The 22835-nt window shown below is 71.4% G+C and carries 24 protein-coding genes; 18 read left to right on the forward strand and 6 right to left on the reverse strand.

From position 1 onward, the window contains the following. Window position 1: 1 nt before the first annotated feature. Window positions 2-907: an FAD:protein FMN transferase gene (locus P3T34_RS01290; protein WP_280664080.1), complete on the forward strand. Its 906-nt coding sequence runs from the start codon at window positions 2-4 to the stop codon at window positions 905-907. Window positions 908-1176: 269 nt separating this feature from the next. Here the strand turns inward: P3T34_RS01290 and P3T34_RS01295 are convergent, their stop codons facing one another. Then, complete coding sequence (locus P3T34_RS01295) at window positions 1177-2127, reverse strand: LysR family transcriptional regulator (RefSeq protein WP_280664081.1); 951 nt, start codon at window positions 2125-2127, stop codon at window positions 1177-1179. A gap of 258 nt (window positions 2128-2385) precedes the next feature. Between P3T34_RS01295 and P3T34_RS01300 the strand changes: the two genes are divergently transcribed. Together P3T34_RS01300 and P3T34_RS01305 are read left to right on the forward strand one after the other, a co-directional pair. Then, on the forward strand, window positions 2386-3627 hold the full coding sequence (locus tag P3T34_RS01300) for an MFS transporter (RefSeq protein WP_280664082.1): 1242 nt from the start codon (window positions 2386-2388) through the stop codon (window positions 3625-3627). A gap of 338 nt (window positions 3628-3965) precedes the next feature. Beyond that, entirely contained in the window at window positions 3966-4481 is a 516-nt protein-coding gene (locus P3T34_RS01305) for a hypothetical protein (RefSeq protein WP_280664083.1), read from the forward strand. 166 nt (window positions 4482-4647) lie between these two features. On the opposite strand, the gene P3T34_RS01310 is transcribed toward P3T34_RS01305, so the two are convergent. Then, the gene (locus P3T34_RS01310) at window positions 4648-5055 is read right to left on the reverse strand and encodes a PPOX class F420-dependent oxidoreductase (RefSeq protein WP_280664084.1); all 408 of its coding nucleotides are present in this window, start codon (window positions 5053-5055) and stop codon (window positions 4648-4650) included. A 535-nt stretch (window positions 5056-5590) separates the two neighbouring features. On the opposite strand from P3T34_RS01310, the gene P3T34_RS01315 reads away from it, so the two are divergent. The 5 genes from P3T34_RS01315 (at window position 5591) to P3T34_RS01335 (ending at window position 10084) form a co-directional block, all read left to right on the forward strand. After that, window positions 5591-6235, forward strand: a complete 645-nt coding sequence (locus tag P3T34_RS01315) for a dihydrofolate reductase family protein (protein WP_280664085.1) — start codon at window positions 5591-5593, stop codon at window positions 6233-6235. 212 nt (window positions 6236-6447) lie between these two features. Further along, the gene (locus tag P3T34_RS01320; RefSeq protein WP_280664086.1) at window positions 6448-7476 is read left to right on the forward strand and encodes an RNA polymerase subunit sigma-70; all 1029 of its coding nucleotides are present in this window, start codon (window positions 6448-6450) and stop codon (window positions 7474-7476) included. Next, window positions 7476-7760, forward strand: a complete 285-nt coding sequence (locus P3T34_RS01325) for a hypothetical protein (RefSeq protein ID WP_280664087.1) — start codon at window positions 7476-7478, stop codon at window positions 7758-7760. Before P3T34_RS01320 ends, P3T34_RS01325 begins: the two co-directional genes overlap by 1 nt. 84 nt (window positions 7761-7844) lie before the next feature. Then, window positions 7845-9341: an MFS transporter gene (locus tag P3T34_RS01330; protein WP_280664088.1), complete on the forward strand. Its 1497-nt coding sequence runs from the start codon at window positions 7845-7847 to the stop codon at window positions 9339-9341. Beyond that, entirely contained in the window at window positions 9338-10084 is a 747-nt protein-coding gene (locus tag P3T34_RS01335; protein ID WP_280664089.1) for an SDR family oxidoreductase, read from the forward strand. Before P3T34_RS01330 ends, P3T34_RS01335 begins: the two co-directional genes overlap by 4 nt. 149 nt (window positions 10085-10233) lie before the next feature. On the opposite strand, the gene P3T34_RS01340 is transcribed toward P3T34_RS01335, so the two are convergent. After that, the gene (locus tag P3T34_RS01340) at window positions 10234-11145 is read right to left on the reverse strand and encodes an NADP-dependent oxidoreductase (protein WP_280664090.1); all 912 of its coding nucleotides are present in this window, start codon (window positions 11143-11145) and stop codon (window positions 10234-10236) included. A gap of 75 nt (window positions 11146-11220) precedes the next feature. After that, the gene (locus P3T34_RS01345; protein ID WP_280664091.1) at window positions 11221-11970 is read right to left on the reverse strand and encodes an SDR family oxidoreductase; all 750 of its coding nucleotides are present in this window, start codon (window positions 11968-11970) and stop codon (window positions 11221-11223) included. Between the two features lie 136 nt (window positions 11971-12106). On the opposite strand from P3T34_RS01345, the gene P3T34_RS01350 reads away from it, so the two are divergent. Next, on the forward strand, window positions 12107-12697 hold the full coding sequence (locus tag P3T34_RS01350) for a MarR family winged helix-turn-helix transcriptional regulator (RefSeq protein WP_280664092.1): 591 nt from the start codon (window positions 12107-12109) through the stop codon (window positions 12695-12697). 433 nt (window positions 12698-13130) lie between these two features. Here the strand turns inward: P3T34_RS01350 and P3T34_RS01355 are convergent, their stop codons facing one another. Then, window positions 13131-13613 (reverse strand): DoxX family membrane protein, encoded by a 483-nt coding sequence (locus tag P3T34_RS01355; protein WP_280664093.1) that lies wholly within the window; start codon window positions 13611-13613, stop codon window positions 13131-13133. A 35-nt stretch (window positions 13614-13648) separates the two neighbouring features. Further along, window positions 13649-14311 carry a hydrolase gene (locus P3T34_RS01360; RefSeq protein WP_280664094.1) on the reverse strand — a complete coding sequence of 221 codons (663 nt, stop codon included), beginning with the start codon at window positions 14309-14311 and terminating at the stop codon, window positions 13649-13651. Between the two features lie 374 nt (window positions 14312-14685). Here P3T34_RS01360 and P3T34_RS01365 point away from each other — a divergent pair, with 374 nt between their 5' ends. The 9 genes from P3T34_RS01365 (at window position 14686) to P3T34_RS01405 (ending at window position 22779) form a co-directional block, all read left to right on the forward strand. Then, window positions 14686-15519: an alpha/beta hydrolase gene (locus P3T34_RS01365; protein ID WP_280664095.1), complete on the forward strand. Its 834-nt coding sequence runs from the start codon at window positions 14686-14688 to the stop codon at window positions 15517-15519. Window positions 15520-15548: 29 nt separating this feature from the next. Next, on the forward strand, window positions 15549-17438 hold the full coding sequence (locus P3T34_RS01370) for an amidohydrolase (RefSeq protein ID WP_280664096.1): 1890 nt from the start codon (window positions 15549-15551) through the stop codon (window positions 17436-17438). 21 nt (window positions 17439-17459) lie between these two features. Beyond that, a complete protein-coding gene (locus tag P3T34_RS01375) occupies window positions 17460-18152 on the forward strand; it encodes a YoaK family protein (RefSeq protein ID WP_280664097.1) in 693 nt (230 codons plus the stop codon). Window positions 18153-18189: 37 nt separating this feature from the next. Continuing rightward, on the forward strand, window positions 18190-19110 hold the full coding sequence (locus P3T34_RS01380; RefSeq protein WP_280664098.1) for a glyoxalase: 921 nt from the start codon (window positions 18190-18192) through the stop codon (window positions 19108-19110). Between the two features lie 151 nt (window positions 19111-19261). Further along, entirely contained in the window at window positions 19262-20356 is a 1095-nt protein-coding gene (locus tag P3T34_RS01385) for an LLM class flavin-dependent oxidoreductase (protein WP_280664099.1), read from the forward strand. After that, window positions 20353-20982 (forward strand): FMN reductase, encoded by a 630-nt coding sequence (locus P3T34_RS01390; RefSeq protein ID WP_280664100.1) that lies wholly within the window; start codon window positions 20353-20355, stop codon window positions 20980-20982. The genes P3T34_RS01385 and P3T34_RS01390 overlap by 4 nt, the downstream gene beginning before the upstream one ends. 96 nt (window positions 20983-21078) lie before the next feature. Beyond that, on the forward strand, window positions 21079-21384 hold the full coding sequence (locus tag P3T34_RS01395; protein ID WP_280664101.1) for a GNAT family N-acetyltransferase: 306 nt from the start codon (window positions 21079-21081) through the stop codon (window positions 21382-21384). After that, window positions 21381-21824, forward strand: coding sequence for an OsmC family protein (locus P3T34_RS01400; RefSeq protein WP_280664102.1), 444 nt, complete (start codon window positions 21381-21383; stop codon window positions 21822-21824). Before P3T34_RS01395 ends, P3T34_RS01400 begins: the two co-directional genes overlap by 4 nt. Further along, window positions 21817-22779 (forward strand): pirin family protein, encoded by a 963-nt coding sequence (locus tag P3T34_RS01405; RefSeq protein ID WP_280664103.1) that lies wholly within the window; start codon window positions 21817-21819, stop codon window positions 22777-22779. The genes P3T34_RS01400 and P3T34_RS01405 overlap by 8 nt, the downstream gene beginning before the upstream one ends. Window positions 22780-22835: the final 56 nt, after the last annotated feature.

Below are 22835 nucleotides of genomic sequence, written 5' to 3' on the forward strand. Positions count from 1 at the left end.
CGTGCGCACCGCCACCGACCACGTCATGGGCACCGTCGTCTCGCTCACCGCCCCCGACACCACCGACCCCGCGCCCTTCCAGGCCGCAGCCGCCGCCGTGTTCGCCCACCTCCACCACGACGACGAAGTCTTCTCGCCGTTCAAACCGGACAGCCCGATCAGCCGCATCCGCGACGGACGCCTGCCCCTGACCGCCCTCGCCGACCACCCCGACGGCCCACGGATCCGCGAAGTCCTGGACCTGTGCGAGCAGTTGAAGCAGGACAGCGGCGGCGCGTTCGACGCCTGGGCGGTCGGCGACCCACCGCACTTCGACCCGTGCGGCGCGGTGAAGGGCTGGGCTACCGAAGCAGCCTCCGCCCTGGCCGTCGCCCACGGCCTGCCCCGGCACGTCCTGAACGCCGGCGGCGACGTCCGCCTGCACAGCGGCCACGACCCCGCCCCCTGGCGGGTCGGCATCACCGACCCCCACCACCCGGGCACCGTCCTGACCGTCCTCCACCTGCGGGACGGCGCGGTGGCCACCTCCGGCACCGCCGAACGCGGCGCCCACATCTTCGACCCGCGCACCGCACGCCCCACCACCGGCCTCGCCCAGGTCACCGTCACCGGCCCCGACCTCACCCTCGCCGACGGCTACGCCACCGCCGCCCTCGCCATGACCAACGACCCCCACGGCCCGGCCACCGCCCACGCCTGGCTGGACGACCTCGCCCACCGCACCGACTACCAGGCACTCACCGTCGACCCGCACGGCGCCGTCCGCCACACCCCCGGCCTGACCGGCCTGCTCACCGCGCCCGCCGCCCACGTCCGGGAGAGGTCAGCCCCATGCGGATCCGGCGGCACCGCCCTGCTGCTCGCCCTCACCTTGCCGACCGACCCCGGGCGGTCCCGCCGGCCTTGATGGTCTTGCAGGCGGCACTGAAGCCTGCCGCTGCTTGGAACTGCCGTTCGTCTTCCACCACACCGACCTGCCCGCACCGACCTGCTCGCCCTGAACGGCGACACCGCCCCGCTCGGCCCCCGCCAACCGCCGGCCGACCTGGCGGACCGCACGCACGCGGCCTGGACCGCGGTCATACGCGACGGCGACCCAGGTCGGACCCGGTACGACCTCGCAGTTCGAACCACCGCCGTCATCGACGAACAGTGGAGCATGATCAGGACCGTCGGTCATGGTGACCGCATCTCGAACACATCCTGAGCATGTCCTTCACCTTCCCGGGGGCCGTCCTCCTCCGGTGGGGCCTCCGGTGTGCGTTCGCGCAGGAGCTGGAGGAACGCGCGAGCCGCCGGTGAGGCTGTAGAGGCGACCCAGACCGCACGCACTGTTCGCGCAGGCACGCCCGTCGCAGCCACCGCAGTCACCGCAGTCATGCGCGCGGCGGTAGCGGCAGGGACCAATCCGATGCCGAGGCCGCGCCCCACGAGCTGTTCCAGCAGCGCCATGGTGTCGGCCTCGAAGGCGACGGTGCGGGTGGCGCCGGCCGCCGCGAACGCCGCGTCGTTGTGCCGGCGGATGCCGGAGCCGGGTGGCATGTCGACCATGTCCTCCTCGGCCAGCCGGGCCGGCGTGACGCGCGCCGCCCCGGCCAGCCGATGCCCGTGCGGGACGATGGCGACCAAGTCCTCGTGTGCGAGCACCCGCCCGGCCAATCCGACCGGGGGCCCCTCCGGGCGGGTGTCGACGAACGCGAGGTCGCAGGTGTGCTCGCGCACCTCTTGCAGCAAGTCCCGGACCAGCCTGGCCCGCAGCGTGACGTGCACAGCCGGATGCCGGTCCCGGTAGGCGGCGAGCAGGTCGGGCAGATCCACTGCGGTGAGCGGGGTGATGGTGCCGATGCTCAGCCGGCCGCGTACCTCGCTGCCGGCTGCGGCCACCTCGCAGCGGGCCCGCTCGATCGCGGCCAAGGCCTCGCGGGCCGGGCCGAGGAACGCCTCGCCGGCCGCGGTGATGCGCACCTGGCGGCTGGTGCGTTCGAACAGCCGGGTGCCCAACTCACTCTCCAACCGGGCGATCTGATGGCTGAGGGCGGACTGGACCACGAAGCAGCGGTGAGCGGCGCGGGTGAAGCTGCCGGTCTCGGCGACAGCGACGGCGTAGGCGAGCTGGCGGAGTTCCATCCATCCATCGTGTTCCGCGATCGCTGGGATGACAACCATCTGTTGGATTCATCCGGACTGGCCGGAGAGCATGAACGCAGTCCGGACCGACGGGCGCCGCGCGCCCTGTGACGCGGTCCGCGGACGGAGAACTTACGGAAGGAAACGGACATGGCCTCTTCCTCGGCTTCCTCCACTGCGCAATCCACCACCGGCGCTCCCGGGCCCCGTGCGGGCGGTGCCAGCCCCGACGATCTGGGTCGTGGCACGGTCGTGCTGATGTCTGCGGCCGTCGGGCTGTGTGTGGCGAGCAACTACTACGCCCAGCCTCTGCTGGACACCATCGCCCGCGACCTGCGGCTGTCCGCCGCCTCCGCCGCGCTGGTGGTGACGGTCGCCCAGGTCGGCTACGCACTGGGGTTGATCCTGGTACTGCCGCTGGGCGACCTCATGGAACGGCGTCGGCTGGTCAGCGGCCTGACCCTGGCCACAGCATGCTCCCTTGCGCTGACCGCGGTCGCCCCCAACGCGGGGCTGCTGCTGGCCGGCACCGCGCTGACCGGTCTGCTGTCGGTGACCGCGCAGGTCCTGGTGCCGTTCGCCGCCGATCTGGCCACCCCTCACCGGCGCGGTCAGGTCGTGGGAACGGTCATGAGCGGACTGGTGCTGGGCATGCTGCTGGCCCGAACCGCATCCGGTGCCCTGGCTGCGGTCGGCGGCTGGCGCACGGTGTACTGGGCCGCAGCGGCTGCGATGGCCGTCCTGGCCGCCACGCTGCACCGGGCACTGCCTCAGTACCGGGGATCCGCCGGTCTGCGCTACGGACCGTTGCTGCGCTCCACCGCGCGTCTCCTGGTCGACGAACCGGTGCTGCGGGCCCGGGCGTTGCTCGGCCTGCTGGCCTTCGCCTGCTTCAGCGCGCTGTGGACGTCGCTGGCCTTTCTACTCTCCGGCCCCGGTTACGACTGGTCGGACAGTGAGATCGGACTGCTCGGACTGGCCGGTGCCGCCGGTGCGATCGCCGCCCAGCTCGCCGGGCGGCTGGCGGACCACGGACGCACCACGCTGACCACGATGGTCAGCGCGCTGCTCCTGCTCGGCTCCTGGGGACTGCTGGCCCTGGGGGCGCATCAGGTGGCGGCGCTGATCGCAGGCATCGTGCTGCTGGACCTGGCTCACCAGGGCGTGCACATCACCAACCAGTCGCTGATCTACGCTCTGCGCCCGGACGCACGCGGACGCATCACCTCGGCCTACATGACGTGTTACTTCGTGGGTGGGGCGATCGGCTCAGCGCTGGTCGGCGTGGTCCACGCCCACGACGGTTGGAACGGGGTCTGCGTGCTGGGTGCCGCGCTCGCCCTGCTGTTGTGCTTGGCGGCAGCCGGCACCGCCCCCGGCTTCCAGAGCTGGTGGCGCGGGCAGACCCGGCTGCGGGAACTGTGGACCGTGGCGAGCGCAGGTGTCCTGGCCGCCGCTGTGCTCACGCTCATCGCCCTGGCAATGCGCCTGGCCCGGTGACACCGGGAGTGTCGCGGGGCGCCTCGACGGAGGTCCTGGACGCGATCGCCCGGGCTCTGTGCCTGGACGAGACCGAGCAAGGCCATGACGATTCGGTGGTTCAGAGGGTTCTCTGAGCTGGGAAGGCTGGCCCGGAGTCTGACAACACGTCAGAGTTGGCCACATGGCGTCAATACTCGTGCGGTGTGTTGCGAACCCGCGAGATCACTCGCGCGGCTCTCTCCGGCGATCCTGCCCGGATCCCGAGGCACGACAACGGATGCCGATGCCAGTCGTGGAGCCAGCCGGTACGAGTCGCTCGCGGACCGACTCGCGGGCGGAGAACAGGAGAACTGCTCGTGATCAGCAAGTCCCTCCTCATAGCGGCGACAGCCGCCGCGGTCGCAGGCGCGATCGTGGTGCCCCAGACCGCCACCGCACAGGCAGCGCCAATCAGCACCATCTACTCGGCGGCACAGAACACCTGCCTGGATACCAGCACGACCGACCCCAGCCACTACTTCCTCGACACCTACGGCCACACCTGTAACGAGTCCACGACCCAGAACTTCGCCTTCCAGGCGGTCTCCGGGACGTCCTCGACCTATCAGATCGTCAGCCAGGCCAACGGCCTGTGCATCGGGAAGTACCGCCTGGGGGTCCGGCAGGCGGCCTGCAGCGGCTACACCGAATGGACGCTCCACCCGGTCGGCACGAGCGGCAACCGGTATCAATTCGTCGCCGGCACCTCCTACCCCGGCGCCGACTGCATCCAGGTTTCCCCGACGCCTAACGGATACCCGGGCCCCCTGTTCGACCTGGCGGGCTGCAGCTCCAATCCCGCACAGATCCTCACCCTCGGCACCACTCCGTAGCATCCGTCATCACCCGGCACTGCACCGTTGGCGCGGATGCGGCAGCAACCAGCTGGGCAGCGCGGACTGAAGCACGATGGTCACCAGGATGGTGGCTGCCGAAGGTCGGCAGCGCCGCCCGAAGAATAGCCAGATGAGTCGACCGAACCGCGCTTCGCCCCAGGCGTCAGAGCGAACCGACGACCTTGCGCGGGGTGACGCGGATGACGACGCGCTGGTCGTCGTCCTGCGAGGCCGGGTTGAAGTCCGCGTAGGCCTTGCCCGTGTACTTGCGCGACAGCGCGTCGATCAGTTCCTGCCCGCCTTCCGTGGTCAGCGTGGCCGTACCGCGGACCTCGGCGTAGGTGTAGGGCGCGTTCGCCGGGTTGATCATCACCGTGATCCGCGGGTCGGCGCGCAGATTCTGCTCCTTGCGGCGGCCGACGGTCGTGGAGACCAGCAGATCGTCGCCGTCCCGGGTGAGCCAGGTGACCGACAGCTGCGGGCTGCCGTCCGGCTGGATCGTGGCCAGGGTCGCGAAGACCGGGCTGTCGTCGATGAGCTTCTTCAGGTCGTCGGAGAGTTCAGCGGACACGGAGCGGGTTCCTTCCCTCGGCTGGCTGCTGTCCCGGGACCGACCACCGCCGGTGAAGATCAGCAACCGACAGCCTGCAAAATCGCGGCTGTCCCGGCAAGTTCCGGCGCCCCCTGCCACGCCGCGCGCCGCGGGCCGAAAGCTCCCGATTCCGGGGCGTGGCCGGGCCCGCGCACCCGGACCGCCAGGCACGGGCACCTCGGACGGTCCACCCGTCCGGCCGAATCCGCCATCGACCGGACTTGCTCCGCTGCTCTGCAGCGCCACCCGAGTTCAGTCCTCGTCGCGCTGTGGGGTCGTGGGGTGCCGTTAACGATCGTGACGTTCCGACCGACGACCCGGCGCTCCCGTCCACCACGTACAGGGACTCGCCGGCGAGGCCGTCTGTGGTGCACGGTGGCAACCGACCCAGGGGGCCAAGTTCGTGGAACTCCTGCGCAGCGTGCGGGCGCCTCGCTGTGGCGCGGGGCTCAACGTCAGTGGGCGCGTCTAGGCTCGGTTCGACCGTGGAGTCCGGGTGAGGGACGTGAGTGTCATGTCGCGTGTTCGAGTGCACAACTTCAGCGTGTCGCTGGACGGGTTCGCCGCCGGGGAGGGACAGGGGCTGGAGGCCCCGTTCGGGCATGCCGGGACTCGGCTGGTCGAGTGGTTTTTCCAGACCCGCGCCTTCAACGCGATGTACGGCCAGGCCGTCGGCGGCAGCGGTGTGGACGACGCCCTCGCCTGGACCTGGGGGCCCGGGATCGGGGCGGAGATCATGGGCCGCAACAAGTTCGGACCGCAGCGCGGCCCGTGGACCGACGAGGAGTGGAAGGGCTGGTGGGGAGAGAACCCGCCGTTCCACACCCCGGTGTTCGTGCTGACACACCACCCGCGCCCGTCCCTGGAGATGGAGGGCGGCACGGTCTTCCACTTCATCGACGCCTCGCCGCAGGAGGCGCTGCGGCAGGCCCGCGAGGCCGCGGGCGGCCTCGATGTGCGGATCGGCGGGGGCCCGGCCACGGTCAGGCAGTTCCTCGCGGAGGACCTGGTCGACCACCTCCACGTCGCCCTCGTCCCGATCGTCCTGGGCCGCGGTGAGCGGCTGTGGGACGGGCTGGAAGGGCTGGAGCAGCGGTTTCAGATCGAGTCGGTGACGACACCCAGCGGCATCACCCATCTGACCTTCACCCGCCCGTAGTTCCGCCGCCCCGCCATAGCTACGGATTGCGGTCACCCCGAGTTGTCGGGAACGGCGGCTCGTCCGGGACAGGGGCGACCGGAGCCAGGGCACCTGGTCACCGAGGTCGGCCGGCCCAGCTTCCGCTCCAACGGCCAGCCCGGAGTCCACCCAGGTGGACGCCACCGATGAATACTGGCCCTCCCGTGCGTCATACCTATATGGACGGATCGATGGTGGATGCCGCGCGCGCCGGTGACCAGGGTGCTTTCGCGCGCCTTGCCGAGCCGTACCGTCATGAGCTGCAGGTGCACTGCTACCGGATGCTCGGCTCGGTAGAGGATGCCGAGGACGCCGTGCAGGAGACGTACCTGCGGGCCTGGGCCCGGCTGGACAGCTACGCCGGGCGCGCCCCCTTCCGGGCCTGGCTGTACGGGATCGCAACCCACGCGTGCCTGGACGCGCTGCGGCGGCGCAGGGCGCGGGTCTGGTCGACGGACGTGTCCGGGCCGGCCGACCCGCGCGATGAGCCGGCGCCGCCACTGGACGTGCCCTGGCTCCAGCCCTACCCCGACCGGTTGCTGGAGCCGCCGGCGTCGCCGGACACGGAGCCGGAAGCGGTCGTCACTGCCAAGGAGACGATCGAGCTGGCCTTCCTCGCTGCCATCCAGCAGCTGCCGGCCCGTCAGCGCGCGGTGCTGATCCTGCGCGACGTGCTCGACTGGTCGGCCAAGTCCACTGCGGCCAGCATGGAGATGAGCCAGGCAGCGGTGAACAGCGCGCTGCAGCGCGCGCACGCGACGCTCGCCGAGCGTCTGCCGCCGGACCGCGCCGCCTGGACGTCCGCCCCCAACGCCGACGAGAGGGCACTGCTGGGGCAGCTCATCGCGGCCTGGGAGCAGGCCGACACCGCGGCGCTGGTCGGGCTGCTGCGCGCGGACGCACGGTTCGTGATGCCGCCGCGGCCGACGTGGTACGCCGGGCGGGACGACATCGCGGTGTTCCTGCGCGACCACGTGTTCGGCGAGCTGGGCACGGACTGGCTGCTGCTGCCCACGGCGGCGAACCACCAGCCCGCCTTCGCGCTGTACCGGCGCGCGCCCGGGAAGCCGCTGCACGAGCGGTTCGGGATCGGGGTGCTCCGGGTCCAGGACGGCGCGGTCGCCGAGATCGCGACCTTCCGCCAGCCGCAGGTGTTCGCCTCCTTCGCGCTGCCCACGGCGGTGCGCCGCCAGGCCGATGGCAGCGTGAGGGCCGGGTGATGGACAGCGAGGAGCAGCTCTCCTTCCTCGGCACACGCTGCCCGGGAGGCTTCCTGCTGCGAACGACCGTACTGGAACCCGGGGAGGAACTGCCGTTCCGGCCCGCCGACTGGGACGACGTGCTCGTCGTGGTCGAGATCGGCGAGCTGGAGATCGAGTGCCGCAGCGGCGCGTCGGCGGGCTTCCAGCGAGGGGCGGTTCTGGAGTTCGCCGGGCTGACACCGCGATGCCTGCGCAACGCCGGCGACGGGCCGCTCGTCCTCAGCGCCTTGTCGCGAGCCTGATCCTGGCCGGGCCGGCGGGAGCGATGAATGACGGGCCGCCGCCACGTCACACAAGTGACCATGTTTCCGGGACTGAGGATCCCCATGAACACCACGACGCCCATCCACCGCTGGCGGGCCTTCGCCGTGCTCGCCGTTGCCTTCTTCATGACGATCGTCGACCTGACCATCGTCAACGTCGCGCTCCCGACCATCGGGCGCGACCTGCGCTTCTCCGAATCGAGTCTGCAGTGGGTGGTGACCGCCTACGGCCTGGCCTTCGGCGGCCTGCTGCTGCTCGGCGGCCGCTCCGCCGACCTGCTCGGCCGCCGCCGGATCTTCCTGCTCGGGCTGGCCGTCTTCACCGGCGCCTCACTGGCCTGCGGCCTGGCCCGCAGCGACACGTTCCTGATCGTCATGCGGGGCGTGCAGGGCACCGGCGCGGCGATCGTCCTGCCGGCCGCGCTGTCGATCGTGATGACGATGTTCCCGGAGGGGGCGGAGCGCAACAAGGCGCTCGGCCTCTGGGGCGGCCTCGGGGCCGGCGGTGCCACCGTCGGGCTGCTCGCCGGCGGCCTGCTCACCCGGTACGCCGGCTGGGAGTACATCTTCTTCCTCAACGTCCCGGTCGGACTGGCGGCGCTGGCGCTGGCCCCCCGGATCGTCCCGGAGAGCCGGCTGCAGACCGACCGCCGCAGCTACGACCCGCTCGGCGCGCTGACCGTGACAGGCGGCCTGCTGCTGCTCGTCTACGCGATCTCGACCGCGCCGCAGGACGGCTGGGCGACCCCGAAGACGATCGGCTCGCTCGTCGCCTCCGGGGTACTGCTGGCCTCCTTCGTCCTGGTCGAGGCGCGGACCCGGGCGCCGCTGCTCCCGCTACGGCTGCTGCGGTCGCGACCGGTCGCCGCTGCGAACACGGTCGGGCTGCTGCTCGGTGGCGGCTTCTTCGCGTTCATCTTCATCGGGACGCTCTACATGCAGCAGGTCCTGCACTACTCGGCGCTGATGGCCGGGACGGCGTGGCTGGCGGCCTCGCTGACCTCGGTGGCGCTTGCCGGGCCGTCGCAGCTGCTGGTGACGCGTATCGGGGCGGGCCCGGTGATGACCGCGGGCATGACCCTGATCGCGGGCGGGACGGCCTGGGCGACCGCAGCAGGGGTGCACGGGAGTTTCTGGGCCGACCTCGCCGGGCCGTTCTTCGTGGCCGGCGCCGGGACCGCGTTCACCTTCATCCCGATCTCGATCGCCGGTCTGACCGGGGTCGCCGAGCGGGACGCCGGGCTCGCTTCCGGCCTGCTCAACACCACACAGCAACTCGGCGGGGCGATCGGCGTGGCCATCGCGTCGACGGTCGCCGCAAGCCGCACGGCAACGCTGGCCGCGACCGGCCAGCCGGCCGCGGCGGCGCTCACCGGCGGGTTCCGGGCGGCGTTCTGGGTGTGCACCGTGATCGCCGCACTGGCCGTCCCGGTCGGCCTGGTCATCCCGCGCCGGAGGCAGGCGCAGCCCGAGCCGGCCAGCCCGGCCGACGCGCCGGCCGTCAAGGCTGCGGCGGGCCGACCGCCGGAGTTCAACACATCGACAAGGAGGACATCATGAGTGAGTTGTCGGACAGGACCGCCGTCGTCGTCGGGGCGAGCCGCGGCTTGGGACGCGGGATCGCGACCGCGCTCGCCGAGGCCGGCGCCACCGTGGTCGCCGTCGCCCGCAGCCGGGAGGCGCTCGCCGAACTGGCCGAGGGCGCCGAGCGTGTCCGGCCGGAAGCGGCCGACGCCACCGACCCCACGGTGGCCGGCGCCCTCATCGGCCGCTACCAGCCGGACACGCTCGTCCTGGTGGCCGGCGCGACCCCGCACCTGCGCCCGCTCCAGCAGCACACCTGGGAGACGTTCTGCGTCAACTGGGAGAGCGACGTGCGGATCGCCTTCCACTGGCTGCGCGAGGCTCTGCTGAAGCCCTTGCGCCCCGGCAGCCGGGTGGTCGTGATCAGCAGCGGCGCAGCGGTGGCCGGGTCACCGGTCAGCGGCGGTTACGCCGGGGCCAAGGCCACCCAGCGGTTCATCACGGGGTACGCGTGGGAGGAGGCGCAGCGAGCCGGCCTCGACATCACGTTCACGGCGGTGCTGCCCCGGATCACCCCGATGACCGAACTCGGACGGCCGGCGGTGCGGGCGTACGCGGAGCGCTACGGCATGACGGAGGACGAGTACATCGAGCAGCTGGGCCCGCTCGTCACCCCGGAGGTCGCGGGCGCCGCCGTGGTCGAGTTGGTCGGGTCGGACGCCGCCGACATCGCCCCGGCCTACCTGCTGACCGGCGCGGGGCTGCAGAAGCTCCCATGACGCAGAGGGCGGGGGCGGGGGCGGGGGCGGGGGCGGGGGGCTCACCGGTGAACGGCGATTTGGGATCGCGCCCGCGTCGACCTTGGCGCGGGCGCAGTGGGGGGCTGATCGCCAACCGTGCGGCGATGGCAGCGACGAGGGGCCGGCGGTCACGGGATCGCGAGCAGGGCTTTGCTGCGCAGGGTCCCGGCCTGCAGCTGCGCGTGAACCTCTGCGGCGTTCGCGAGCGGTCTGACGGTTCGGTCGCGCAGTAGCAGATTGCCGTCGGCCAGTTGTTTCATCGCTTCGGTCAGCGCCGCCGGGATGTCAGCCGGGATCGGTCCGGAGAGGGTGGCGCCGAGCTGCTCGGCACTCGGATTGGTGAGGGTGATGACGCGTTGGGGGCCGCCGGCAAGTTCGGCCGCTGTTTCCAGGTCGCTGGCGCGCGCCGCGTCCATCACCGCGTCGACGCGTCCGACGGCCGAGCGCACTGCCTCGGCCAGGTGCTCGCCGTACTCGACTGGGATCGCACCGAGGTTCTCGGCGATGGCGAAGTCATCGGGTCGGACCGCGGCGACGACTCGGACGCCGCGTGCGACGGCGAGCTGGGTGGCGATGGTGCCAACCGAACCTGTGCCGCCAAGCAGCAGCAGCGTCTCTCCCGGTGCTACGCGCAGCAGATTGAGTACACGCACCGCGGCTTCACCAGAGGCCGGCAAGGCCGCCGCGGCGTCCCAGTCGACCGATGGCGGCTTGCGCACCCAGTAGTCGGCCAGCACGAGTTCGGCGTAGCCACCGAGCCCGGGCAGGAAGACCGCGACCTCGTCACCGGGCGAGACCTCGGTGACCGCGCTTCCGACGGCATCGACCACCCCTGCGGCCTCGAAGCCGAGCACCGCGCCCGCAGAGGTGGGGAAGGCGTTGCGCAGGTGTCCGGATCTGATGGCCAGATCCGTGGGCCCGACACCGGCGAAGCGAACGGCCAGGCGGATTTGGGTCGGGCCCGGGTCGCCGATCTCGATGTCACCGAGCTTGAGTACTTCGGGGGGTCCGAAATCGGTGAGCAGGACTGCCTTTGACATGAGGTCCTCCTTCTGGAAGGTCGTGTCAGAAGTGCGTAGGAGTGGCGCGGAGCGCGCGGATGCCCGCGGGTGCGACTACTGCTGTTCTTCGCCGCCGTCGGCGAAGAGTTCGCTGCCGGTGACGAAGCTGCTCTGGTCGGAGGCGAGAAACAGCACGGCGCTGGCGATCTCGTCGGGGCGGGCGACTCGTCCCAACGGCACTCCGCCACCCAGTTGAGCCATGAGTCCATCGGCCTGGGCTGCGTCGCCGGCCAAGCCGCGCAAGCCGGCGGTCTCGGTGGGGCCGGGCACGATCACGTTGACCCGCACGCTTCGGCCGGCCAGCTCCACCGCCCACGTCCGTCCGAACGATCGGATAGCGGCCTTGGTCGCGGCGTAGACGCCGAAGGCGGGAGTGCCGCTGGTGGCGGCGGTCGAGCCGGACAGGATGACCGAGGCGCCCTCGTTCAGCAGCGGCAGAGCCTTCTGCACGGTGAACACCGTGCCCCGGACATTGATGGCGAAGGTCTGGTCGAAGTGCTCGGCGTCCAGTTCTTCGAGCGTCGCGAACGACCCACCGCCGGCGTTGGCAAACAGGACATCCAAGCCGCGACCGCGTTGAGCGATCTGCGCGTAGAGCGCATCGAGATCGGTCAGGTCGGACACGTCGCCGCGGACGCCGACCGCGCCGTGGCCGATCGAAGTGACCGCCTGATCGAGCTCGGCTTGGCGGCGGCCGGTGACGAACACGTGGGCGCCCTCCTCGGCGAAGCGCCGGGCCGTCGCGAGCCCGATCCCGGACGTGCCGCCGGTCACAAGGGCCGTCTTGCCTTCAAGCTGGTTCATCGTCGTCCTCCGCTCGGATTACGTGACATGTCAAGCATAAGCCTGAGGCGGATCGCAATATTCCTGCCGCCACGCCGAGGGTGTGAGAATGAGCAGACGAGCCGATGACGGCTGGACCGAGGAAGGCCTGCACGTGATGCCCCGCAAGCGGCCCGCACCCGAGCCCGTCACAGGATGGCTCGACGAGGAGCAACAACGGGCGTGGCTGGCCTACATCAAGGTCCAGCTGCGGCTGGTCTACGAGATGAACCGACAGCTACAGGCCGACAGCCGCATGTCCCTCGCCGACTGGGACGTACTCACCGCGCTCGGCGCAAGCGAATCCGCGAGCCTGACCGTCACCGCCCTCGCCGCCCAGATCGGCTGGGAGAGAAGCCGACTGTCCCACCACGCGAAGCGGATGGCGAGCCGAGGACTGGTCGAACTTGCGACCGCCGACTCCGACCGGCGAGCCACCGAGGTCCGCCTGACCGCCGAGGGCCGCGTCACCCTCGAACGGGCCGCCCCCGGCCACGTCGAGCTGATCAAGCGGCTGTTCTTCGGTGGAATGCCCCGCGAACTGCTGGACCCACTGAGCACCGCGCTGGAATCCGTGTATGCGAACCTCCTCGCACACGGATCGCTCCCCCCACCAGACAACTTCCACGCAGATGGTGCCGCCGTCGATGCTGCGCGCGGCGCCGGCGATGGCACGGGCGCCGAAGCGCGGCCGGCGTCGCGGTCGTGAACAGCTGACCGATACGACATCGCCGGTGCACTCTTGAGGATCTCCATCCCCTCGGCATCGAAGACCGCGTCGAACGACGACCGGTAGTTCCCGTCGCGGTCACGCAGCAGGAAGCAACGGGACTCCGTGCCCCTACCTACGTGACCGGAAAGACCGCCTGCCAGCGGTGACGGGATATCAGCTGGACAGCGCTGCCTACCAGAAACGCTTCTCCGGCGCACAGCGGACCGGGCCGGCGAGGCGGCGACGCAGCACCGCGTTCTCGTGTCTGAGCACAAGCAGCTCCGCATCCTTGGCCCGAACGGTCAACTGCCGCGTCGGCCCCAGGCCGAGACCATGGAGAACGCCAGGTCCCACACCGTGAACGCGGCCGGGTGTGGTCCCCGCGCTGGCGCCACCTGTCGGCACGGGTCGGTCCGTGCCGACAGGTGGTTCAACGCCGGTGCAGGACGAGGCGGGTGGCGAGTCCGCCGCCCACGCCGGCCAGGACGGCCACCGGCAGCCACCAGGCGGGCCAGGGCAGCAGTCCGAGCGAGGCGTCGAGTGACCAGCGGCCGGGTCCCGTGGCGGACAGCGCCGCGCCGATCGTGACCAGCACCAGCGGGTACTCGAACCCGTCGTTCTGCACCCACAGCCCGTGCGGCCGCTTGACGGTCAGCGCCACCGTCATCACACCCATCACCCCCGCGGCGGCCAGCGGCGTGAGCAGGCCTGCCGCGAGCAGCAGTCCGGCCCCGATCTGGGTGCCTCCCGCGGTGAGCGCGGTGAACACCCCGCCACGGAAGCCGTCGCCGCGGAACTCCTCGGTGCCCCCTGCCAGCCCCCGCCCGCCCAGGTGGAAGCTGACCTTCTGGACCCCGTGCCCCGCGACCAGCAGGCCGGCGACCAGCCGGAGCAGCAGGAGACCTGTGTTCACTGGCGAACTCTCTTTCTGTGGTGCCTGGTTGCCGGTCAGCCGGCCGCGTGCTCGTTGATCATGGTCTGCGCGTAGACCACACCCAGGCCGTAGGCGCCGGCGTGCTCCTTGACCACGTCCATGACCGGCAGGTAGGTCTCGGTGCGGGCCCAGTCGCGCTGCAGCTCCAGCAGCACCTGGACCCAGGTCACCGGCACCGCGCCGGCTGCCGTCATCCGCTGGATGGCGTGCTCATGGGCCAGCGGGCTGACGCCGCCCGAAGCATCCGTGACCACGTAGACCTCGTAGCCCTGGTCCAGCGCCGACAGGGCGGGCAGCACCAGGCAGACCTCGGTCCACAGGCCGGAAAGGATGATCTTGCTGCGACCGGTGGCCTTGACCGCCTCGACCAGGGCCGCGTCCTCCCAGGCGTTCATCGACGTCCGGTCGACCACCTCGTGCTCGGGGAAGACCGCCTTCAGCTGGGGCAGGAGCGGGCCGGAGAAGGACTCGGCGGCCACCGTGGACAGCACCACCGGGACGTCGAAGACCCGGGCGGCCTTGGCCAGACCGACGGTGGCGTTGATGATCGCCGTGCGGTCGCCACTGCCCGTGCCGAAGAACATCTGCGGCTGGTGGTCGACGAACAGCATCATCGAGTTGTCCGGTGTCAGCAGGTCGGAGCTGGGAGTGGCGTGCACGAAGTCGAAGTCGACCATGGCGGTTCTCTCTTTCGGCTGAGGGGGTGTCACGGGGACGTCGGCGCGGAGATCGGCGGGGACGTCGCAAGGAGTCGAAGGCTCGGAACGCGAGCGGTGCCGCAGGCTCTGCGGCACAGCCAGGACGCTATCCGGCGGCACCCGGACATCTCTTCTCCCACCGCGCCCAGGACTGTTCCCACACTGCACGGGACTGCAGGGGACTGCATGCGCCATCGGTCCCGGCGCTGCCCGCGGGGTCGCTGCCCGCACAGGACAGAGCCGGTGCGTGCAGAGCAAAGTCGCAGCTCGATGCCGCCCTACGTTGACTCGTGCCAGAGCTCAACGGGCCGTGCGGCTCGTGCTGTCCGGCCTGAACGACAAGGACGGTCACCATGCCCTTCATCACGGTCGGCGTAGAGAACTCCCACGCCATCGACCTCTACTACGAGGACCACGGCTCCGGCCGGCCCGTGGTGCTGATCCACGGCTGGCCGCTGAACGGTGCCTCCTGGGAGAAGCAGGTGGCCGCGCTGCTCGCCGCCGGCAACCGCGTGATCACCTACGACCGCCGCGGGTTCGGCGCCTCCGACAAGCCGGCCTTCGGTTACGACTACGACACCTTCGCGGCCGACCTCGACGCCGTGCTGACCCACCTCGATCTGCGGGACGTGGTCCTGGTGGGCTTCTCCATGGGCACCGGAGAGGTCACCCGCTACCTCGGCAGCTACGGCTCCGAGCGCGTCGCCAAGGCGGTGATGCTGGGCGTGGTACCGCCGTTCCTGCTACGCACCGACGACAACCCCGACGGCGTGGACGGCATCGTCTTCGAGGAGATCCAGGGCGCCATCCGCACCGACCGCCCCGCCTTCCTCGCGGGCTTCTTCGCCGACTTCTACAACGTCGACGTGCTCGGCGGCGAGCGGGTGAGCGACCAGGTGGTGCAGTACAGCTGGAACGTCGGCGTCTCCGCGTCCGCCAAGGCCACCCTGGACTGCGTCCCGGCCTGGCTCACCGACTTCCGCGCCGACCTCCCCAGGATCGACGTCCCCGTGCTGATCATCCACGGCGACGCGGACCGCACCCTGCCGCTGCGCTCGACCGCGATCCCGCTCTCCCGGAGCATCGAGGGCGCCCGCCTGGTGGTGCTGGAGGGTGCCCCGCACGGGCTGATCTGGACGCACGCCGACGAGGTCAACAAGGAACTCCTCGCCTTCATCGGCGACTGACCAGCCGGCCCTTCCGAGAGCGAGAACTCATGTCCAGCATGCCAGTTGCCGGGATCCGCGCCGGCCACCCCGACCAACCCGCCGACCTGGTGGTACGCAACGCCAGGGTGTACACCGGCGACCCGTCGCGCCCGCGGGCGAGCGCGGTCGCGATCCGCGAGGGCCTGATCACCGCCGTCGGAGACGACGCGGACGTCATAGCGCAGATCGGCCCGCAGACCCGCGTCGTCGACGCGCTCGGGCGACGCGCCGTCCCCGGCCTGAACGACTCGCACCTGCACGTCATCCGGGGCGGCCTCAACTACGTGCTGGAGCTGCGCTGGGACGGCGTGCCGACGCTGCGTCAGGCGCTGGCCATGCTCCGCGCCCAGGCCGAGCGCACCCCGCCCGGCCAGTGGGTACGGGTGGTCGGCGGCTGGTCCGCGGACCAGTTCGCCGAGCGCCGGCTGCCCACCCTGAGCGAGCTGAACACCGCCGCTCCCGACACCCCCGTCTTCGTCCTGCACCTGTACCAGTCGGCGCTGATGAACCGGGCGGCCCTGCGGGCCGCCGGGTTCGACCGCGACACCCCCGACCCGGCGGGCGGCCAGATCGTGCGCGGCCACGACGGGCAGCCGACCGGCATGCTGCTGGCCGCCCCCGGCGCCCTGCTGCTGTACTCCACGCTGGCGAAGGCGCCGATGCTGGACGAGGCCGAAAGGGTCATCTCCACCCGGCACTTCCTGCACGAGCTCAACCGCTTCGGGCTCACCTCGGCGATCGACGCGGCCGGCGGCTTCCAGAGCTTCCCGGAGAACTACGGCACCGTCCTGGAGCTCGCGCAGAGGGGCGAGTTGACGCTGCGGATCGCCTACCACCTCTTCCCGCAGACCGCCGGACAGGAGCTGGACGACCTGGCGCGCTGGGTGGCCACCGTCCGCCCCGGGGACGGCGACGAGTGGCTGCGGCTGAACGGCGCCGGGGAGAACCTCACCTGGGCAGCCGCGGACTTCGAGAACTTCACCGAGCCGCGCCCCGAACTCGGGCCGTACGAGGCCGGGTTCGAGCAGGCTGTGCGGCTGCTGATGGAACACGGCTGGGGCTTTCGGCTGCACGCCAGCTACGACGAGACGATCCGCCGCGACCTGGCCGTCTTCGAGAAGCTCGCCGCCGAGGGCCTCTTCCCGGGCGGCAACCGCTGGCTCTTCGACCACGCCGAGACCGTCTCCCCCGCCAGCCTGGACCGGATCGCCGCGCTCGGCGGCGCCCTCTCGGTGCAGAACCGGATGTCCTTCCAGGGCGAGGCGTTCGTACGCCGCTACGGCACGGCGGCGGCAGCCGAGGCGCCGCCGGTGCGGGCGATGCTGGAACGCGGGCTGACGGTCGGCGCGGGCACCGACGCCACCCGGGTCTCCTCCTACAACCCGTGGGTCGCGCTGCACTGGCTGGTCTCCGGACGCGCCGTCAGCGGACGCACGCTCCGCCCGACGGCCAACCGGCTCAGCCGCGAGGAGGCCCTGGAGCTGTACACCCTGGGCGGCGCCCGGCTCACCGGCGAGCAGGAGGTCAAGGGCCGGCTGCGGGTGGGCTGCTACGCCGACCTCGCGGTGCTCAGCGCCGACTACCTGGCGGTGGACGAGGCCGACATCCCGCACATCGAGTCCGTGCTCACCGTGGTCGGCGGCCGCATCGTGCACAGCGCCCAGGAGCACGAGGGGCTCGCCCCCGAGCTGCCGGCCGTGGTTCCGCTGTGGAGCCCGGTGACGCGCTTCGGCGGCTACCAGGCCACCCCCGCGCCCAGCCGCACCGGCGTCCGCCAGGCCGAGCGGGTGGTCGAGGCGGCAGCCGCCTCCGACGAGCAGCGCGAGTGGCGGCAGGCGCGCGGACTCCTGGTCCCCGGCCAGGGCGGGCCGGCCCTCGACGACCCCTGCTTCGGCTGACCCACTGTGAAAGGACCTCCGATGACGACCCCCCAGTCCGAGAGCACCGTGGCCGCCGCGCAGGTCCGCGACCGCCACCCGCTGGCCCTGGCCCTGTTCGCGCTGACCGCAGTGAGCGGCCTGATCGACGCGGTGAGCTACCTGGGGCTCGGCCACGTGTTCACCGCGAACATGACCGGTAACGTCGTCGTGGTCGCCTTCGCCCTGGTCGGCACACCCGGCTTCTCGATCGCGGGCTCGCTCACCTCGCTCACCGCCTTCCTGCTGGGCTCGGTCCTGGCCGGCCGCCTCGCGCTGCGACACCGCGACAGCCGCCGGGAGCACTGGCTGCGCACCGCGCTGCTGGCCGAAACGGCGCTGCAAGCGGCGGCGACCGCCATCGCGTTCACCGCGGGCGGCCAGGCGCGGCAGGAGGCACTGATCGCGCTGCTGGCCGTCGCCATGGGCCTGCGCAACGGCACCGTCCGCAAGTTGGGCGTACCGGACCTGACCACGACCGTGCTCACCCTGACCCTGACCGGCATCGCCGCGGACTCCTCGCTGGCCGGCGGCGCCAACCCCCGCCTGGGCCGGCGCCTCTACGCGGTCCTGGCCATGCTCGCGGGCGCCGCTCCCGGAGCCGCGCTCGTCATCCACGGACACCTCGCCTGGGCCCTGGAGGCCAGCACACTCCTGGTCGCCGCGATCGCGATCGGCTACCGCGAACGCAACTGAGGCGACCCCGCGCTCCCCTTCCCGAAAGGATTCCCACATGTCCATGCGCCCCTCACTGCGCCTGCTGACGGCGGTCACCGCCGCCACCGCGCTGGCCTTCGCCACCGCTCCGTCAGCCCCTGCGGCGCCCAGCACCGGACGCCCCGGCATCGCCGTCGGCCCCCAGTACGACTCGACACACGTCTACGTGGCACCCGGCACGATGGACTCGTTCATCAGCAGTTGGGAGTCGACCTTCGGCGGCACCAACACCACGCAGGTCCTCGCCGATGTCACCCCGACCCCGAGCCTGACCAAGTCCGAGCTGGTCCTCTCCCCGGTCGGCACGCTGTCCGTCTTCGACTACCAGACGCCCATCCCCTACCCCTTCGGCGTCGAACGCACCGGCTGGCTCGTCACGGACCTGGACCGCGGCGTCCAGAAGGCCGAGAAGGACGGGGCGAACACGGTCGTCACGCCGTTCGCCGATCCGATCGGCCGTGACGCGATCGTGCAGTTCCCCGGCGGCATCGACGCGCAGCTGTACTGGCACACCAAGGCGCCCTCGTACCCGGCGCTCGCGTCCGTGCCAGAGAACCGCCTGTACGTGCCGGGCAGCGCGATCCGCCAGTTCCTCCCCACGTACCTGGCCTTCACCGGCGGCACGGTGGTCTCCGACGACAAGCACGCACCGGGCGCCGAACTCGACCTGCCCGGCACCACCTACCGGCGGATCCGGATCAGCTCACCGTTCGGCGACACCTCCGTCGCGGTCACCGACGGGCACCTGCCCTACCCCTTCGGACGCGAGACCACCGGCTACGCGGTGACCGACCTCAACGCCACCCTGGCCAAGGCCCGGGCCGCCGGCGCGACCGTCCTGTGGGGGCCGTCCGCCTCCCCGCAGCGCGACAGCGCGATGGTGCAGTTCCCCGGCGGCTACATCGCCGAGCTCCACGACGGCGGCCCGCGGTCGTAACCAACCAGGCAGCAGGTCGGCGAGCAGGGCGTGCACGGGCAGGCGACGGTGCACGACCAGCCACGACGGCAACCCAGGCCGGCCCTACAGTCAGCAGCGACGGGCCCCGGAAGAGCCGGGGCCCGCATCCATGAGCAGAGGATGATGACCGATGCAGTTTGGAATATTCAGCGTCGGCGATGTGACCGCCGACCCCACCACCGGGCGAACCCCGAGCGAGCACGAGCGGATCAAGGCCATCACCGCCATCGCGCTCAAGGCGGAGGAGGTCGGTCTGGACGTCTTCGCGACCGGTGAGCACCACAACCCGCCGTTCGTACCGTCCTCGCCGACCACCCTGCTCGGCTGGATCGCCGCCCGCACCGAGCGGATCATCCTCTCCACCGCCACCACGCTGATCACCACCAACGACCCGGTGAAGATCGCCGAGGACTACGCGATGCTCCAGCACTTGGCGGACGGTCGGGTCGACCTGATGATGGGCCGCGGCAACACCGGCCCGGTGTACCCCTGGTTCGGCCAGGACATCCGCCAGGGCATTCCGCTCGCGATCGAGAACTACGCGCTGCTGCAAGAGCTCTGGCGCGAGGAGACAGTGGACTGGTCGGGCCGCTTCCGCACTCCGCTGCAGTCCTTCACCGCCACCCCGCGCCCGCTGGACGGCGTGCCGCCATTCGTCTGGCACGGCTCGATACGCTCCCCAGAGATCGCCGAGCAGGCCGCCTACTACGGCGACGGGTTCTTCGCCAATCACATCTTCTGGCCCAAGGAGCACTTCCAGAAGCTGATCAACCTCTACCGCGAGCGCTACGCCCACTACGGCCACGGCACCCCCGAGCAGGCCATCGTCGGCCTCGGCGGGCAGGTGTTCATGCGCCGCAACTCCCAGGACGCCGTACGGGAGTTCAGGCCGTACTTCGACAACGCGCCGGTGTACGGGCACGGACCGTCGCTGGAGGAGTTCACCGAGCAGACCCCGCTGACCGTCGGCAGCCCGCAGGAGGTCATCGAGAAGACGCTGACCTTCCGGGAGACCTTCGGCGACTACCAGCGCCAGCTCTTCCTGATGGACCACGCCGGCCTGCCGCTGAAGACCGTCCTGGAGCAGCTCGACCTGCTCGGCGAGGAGGTCGTCCCGGTGCTGCGCAAGGAGTTCGCCAAGGGCCGCCCGGCGATCGTCCCCGACGGCCCCACCCACACCGCGCGGGTCGCCGCGGCCGCCACGGCGCTGGAGGTGGCCAAGTGACGTCCCTGAGCCTGGTGGTGGTCGCGGCCGGGCTCTCGGTGCCGTCGTCGACCCGGCTGCTGGCCGACCGGATCGCCGACGGCACCGTCCGCCAGCTGCGCTACAGCGGACGGGAGGTCGACCTCCGCGTGATCGAACTGCGTGATCTGGCACGGGAGATCGCCGACAACCTGGTCACCGGATTCCCGGGGCCCGCGTTGCGCGAGGCGATCGAGGCGGTCACCGCAGCAGACGGACTGATCGCCGTGACGCCGATCTTCAGCGCCTCGTACAGCGGACTCTTCAAGTCCTTCGTGGACGTGATCGACAAGGACGCGCTCACCGGCTGTCCGGTGCTCGTCGCCGCCACCGGCGGAACGGCCCGGCATTCCCTTGCCCTGGAGCACGCCATGCGACCGCTGTTCGCCTATCTGCGGGCCGTGGTGGCGCCCACCGCCGTCTACGCGGCCTCCGAGGACTGGGGCTCGGCCGGGGATGCGAGCGGCGGCCTGGCCGCCCGGATCGCCCGGGCGGCAGGCGAGTTGGCCGATCTCATGACCGGCCGGCCGGTGCCCGCGCGCACCACGGCCGAGACGGTCGTCCCGTTCGCGGAGCAGCTCGCGGCGCTCTCCGTCGGCCGTCCGTGACTCTGCCCTCACCGCGTGCTTGATCCTCGTCTTGTTGAATGTTAAATTAAATGCGCAGCCGGGCCACCAGCCCGCAGCCCGACAGCAGGAGGAACGATGACCAGCAGCGTCGTGGACAACCCCGACCGGTCACGGTTCGAGATCACCGAGGACGGTGAACTCGCCGGCTTCGCCGAGTACTTCCGGCACGAGAACGAGATCGCCTTCATCCACACCGAGATCGACCCCGCCTTCGCCGGCCGTGGCCTGGCCGGCACCCTGGCCCGCGCCGCCCTCGACGCCGCCCGGGAGCAGGGCGCGGACGTGCTCCCATACTGCCCCTTCATCCGAGGCTGGCTGGGCAAGCACCCGGAGTACGTCGACCTGGTGCCCCAGTCCCAGCGCACCCGCTTCGGCCTGTGACCACCGCCCCGGCCACGGCCGCCGCCCGGGAGTTCGTCCGGGCGGCGGCCGTGGTCGCCACCAGCACGGGCGAGGACTACCGCGTCGACATCCACTCCGGCCGGCACCGTCTGACCGCCGACGAGCCAGAGTCGAACGGCGGAGCCGACACCGCCACCACGCCGATCGGCCTGCTGCTCTCCGCGCTCGGCTCCTGCACCGCCATCACCCTGCGGATGTACGCGCAACGCAAGCAGTGGCCGCTGGAGACCGTCCGAGTGCACCTCGGCTACGAGAAGGGCCCCGACAAGACGGCCCGCATCACCCGGCGCATCGACCTGGTCGGCGAGCTGGACGAGGCACAGCGCGCCCGGCTGCTGGACATCGCCGAGCGCACACCGGTCACCCGGGCGGTGTCCGGCGGCACACCGATCGTGGAGGAGTCCGCACGCCATGAATGAGCCCGACCAGACCGCCGCCACCGTGCGCGGCGGGCGCCAGGACGTCCCGTCCGGCCCCGTCAGGGAACTGCTCGCGCCGCGTGAGACCGCGCTCGGCGGCAGCACCGTCGTGCGCCGCCTGCTGCCGGGCCTCGGCCGCCGGATGGTCGGCGCCTGGTGCTTCGTCGACCACTACGGCCCCGACGACATCGCCGACGAGCCCGGCATGCAGGTCCCACCCCACCCCCACATCGGCCTGCAGACCGTCAGCTGGCTGCACCAGGGCGAGGTTCTGCACCGCGACAGCCTGGGCAGCCTGCAGACCGTCCAGCCGCGCGAACTCGGCCTGATGACCTCCGGGCGCGGCATCTCCCACTCCGAGGAATCGCCGCGCCCGCACGCGCGCTTCCTGCTCGGCGCCCAGCTCTGGGTGGCCCTGCCCGAGGCCCACCGCCACACCGCCCCCGCCTTCGAACACCACGCCCGGCTCCCCGAGATCACCGCCGCCGGCCTGCACGGCACCGTCATCCTCGGCTCCATCGACGGCGCCACCTCGCCCGGGAGCACCCACACCCCCCTGGTCGGCGTCGACCTCAGCCTGCGCGAGGGCGGCTCGGCCCGGCTCCCCCTCGACCCCGACTTCGAGTACGCCGTGCTGACCATGTCAGGCCTGACCGAGGTGGACGGCGTCCGGCTGGAACCCGGCTCGATGCTCTACCTGGGCAGTGGGCGACGGGAGTTGCCCCTGCGCGCACTGGCCGACGGCTCACTGCTGCTGCTCGGCGGCGAGCCCTTCGAGGAGAAGCTCGTCATGTGGTGGAACTTCATCGGACGATCCGGGGAGGAGATCAACCAAGCCCGCGAGGACTGGATGACCGGCACCCGCTTCGGCACCGTGCACGGCTACGACGGCATACCCGTCCCCGCCCCGCAGTTGCCCACGACGCCGCTCAAGGCGCGCGGCCGGATCCGCTGAACGGCCGAAGGCGCGGACCCGGTGCCGCCGGTGCACAGCACGGCGGCACCGGATCC

Origin of the sequence: Kitasatospora sp. MAP12-44 (assembly GCF_029892095.1) — a bacterium.
GTDB lineage: Bacteria > Actinomycetota > Actinomycetes > Streptomycetales > Streptomycetaceae > Kitasatospora.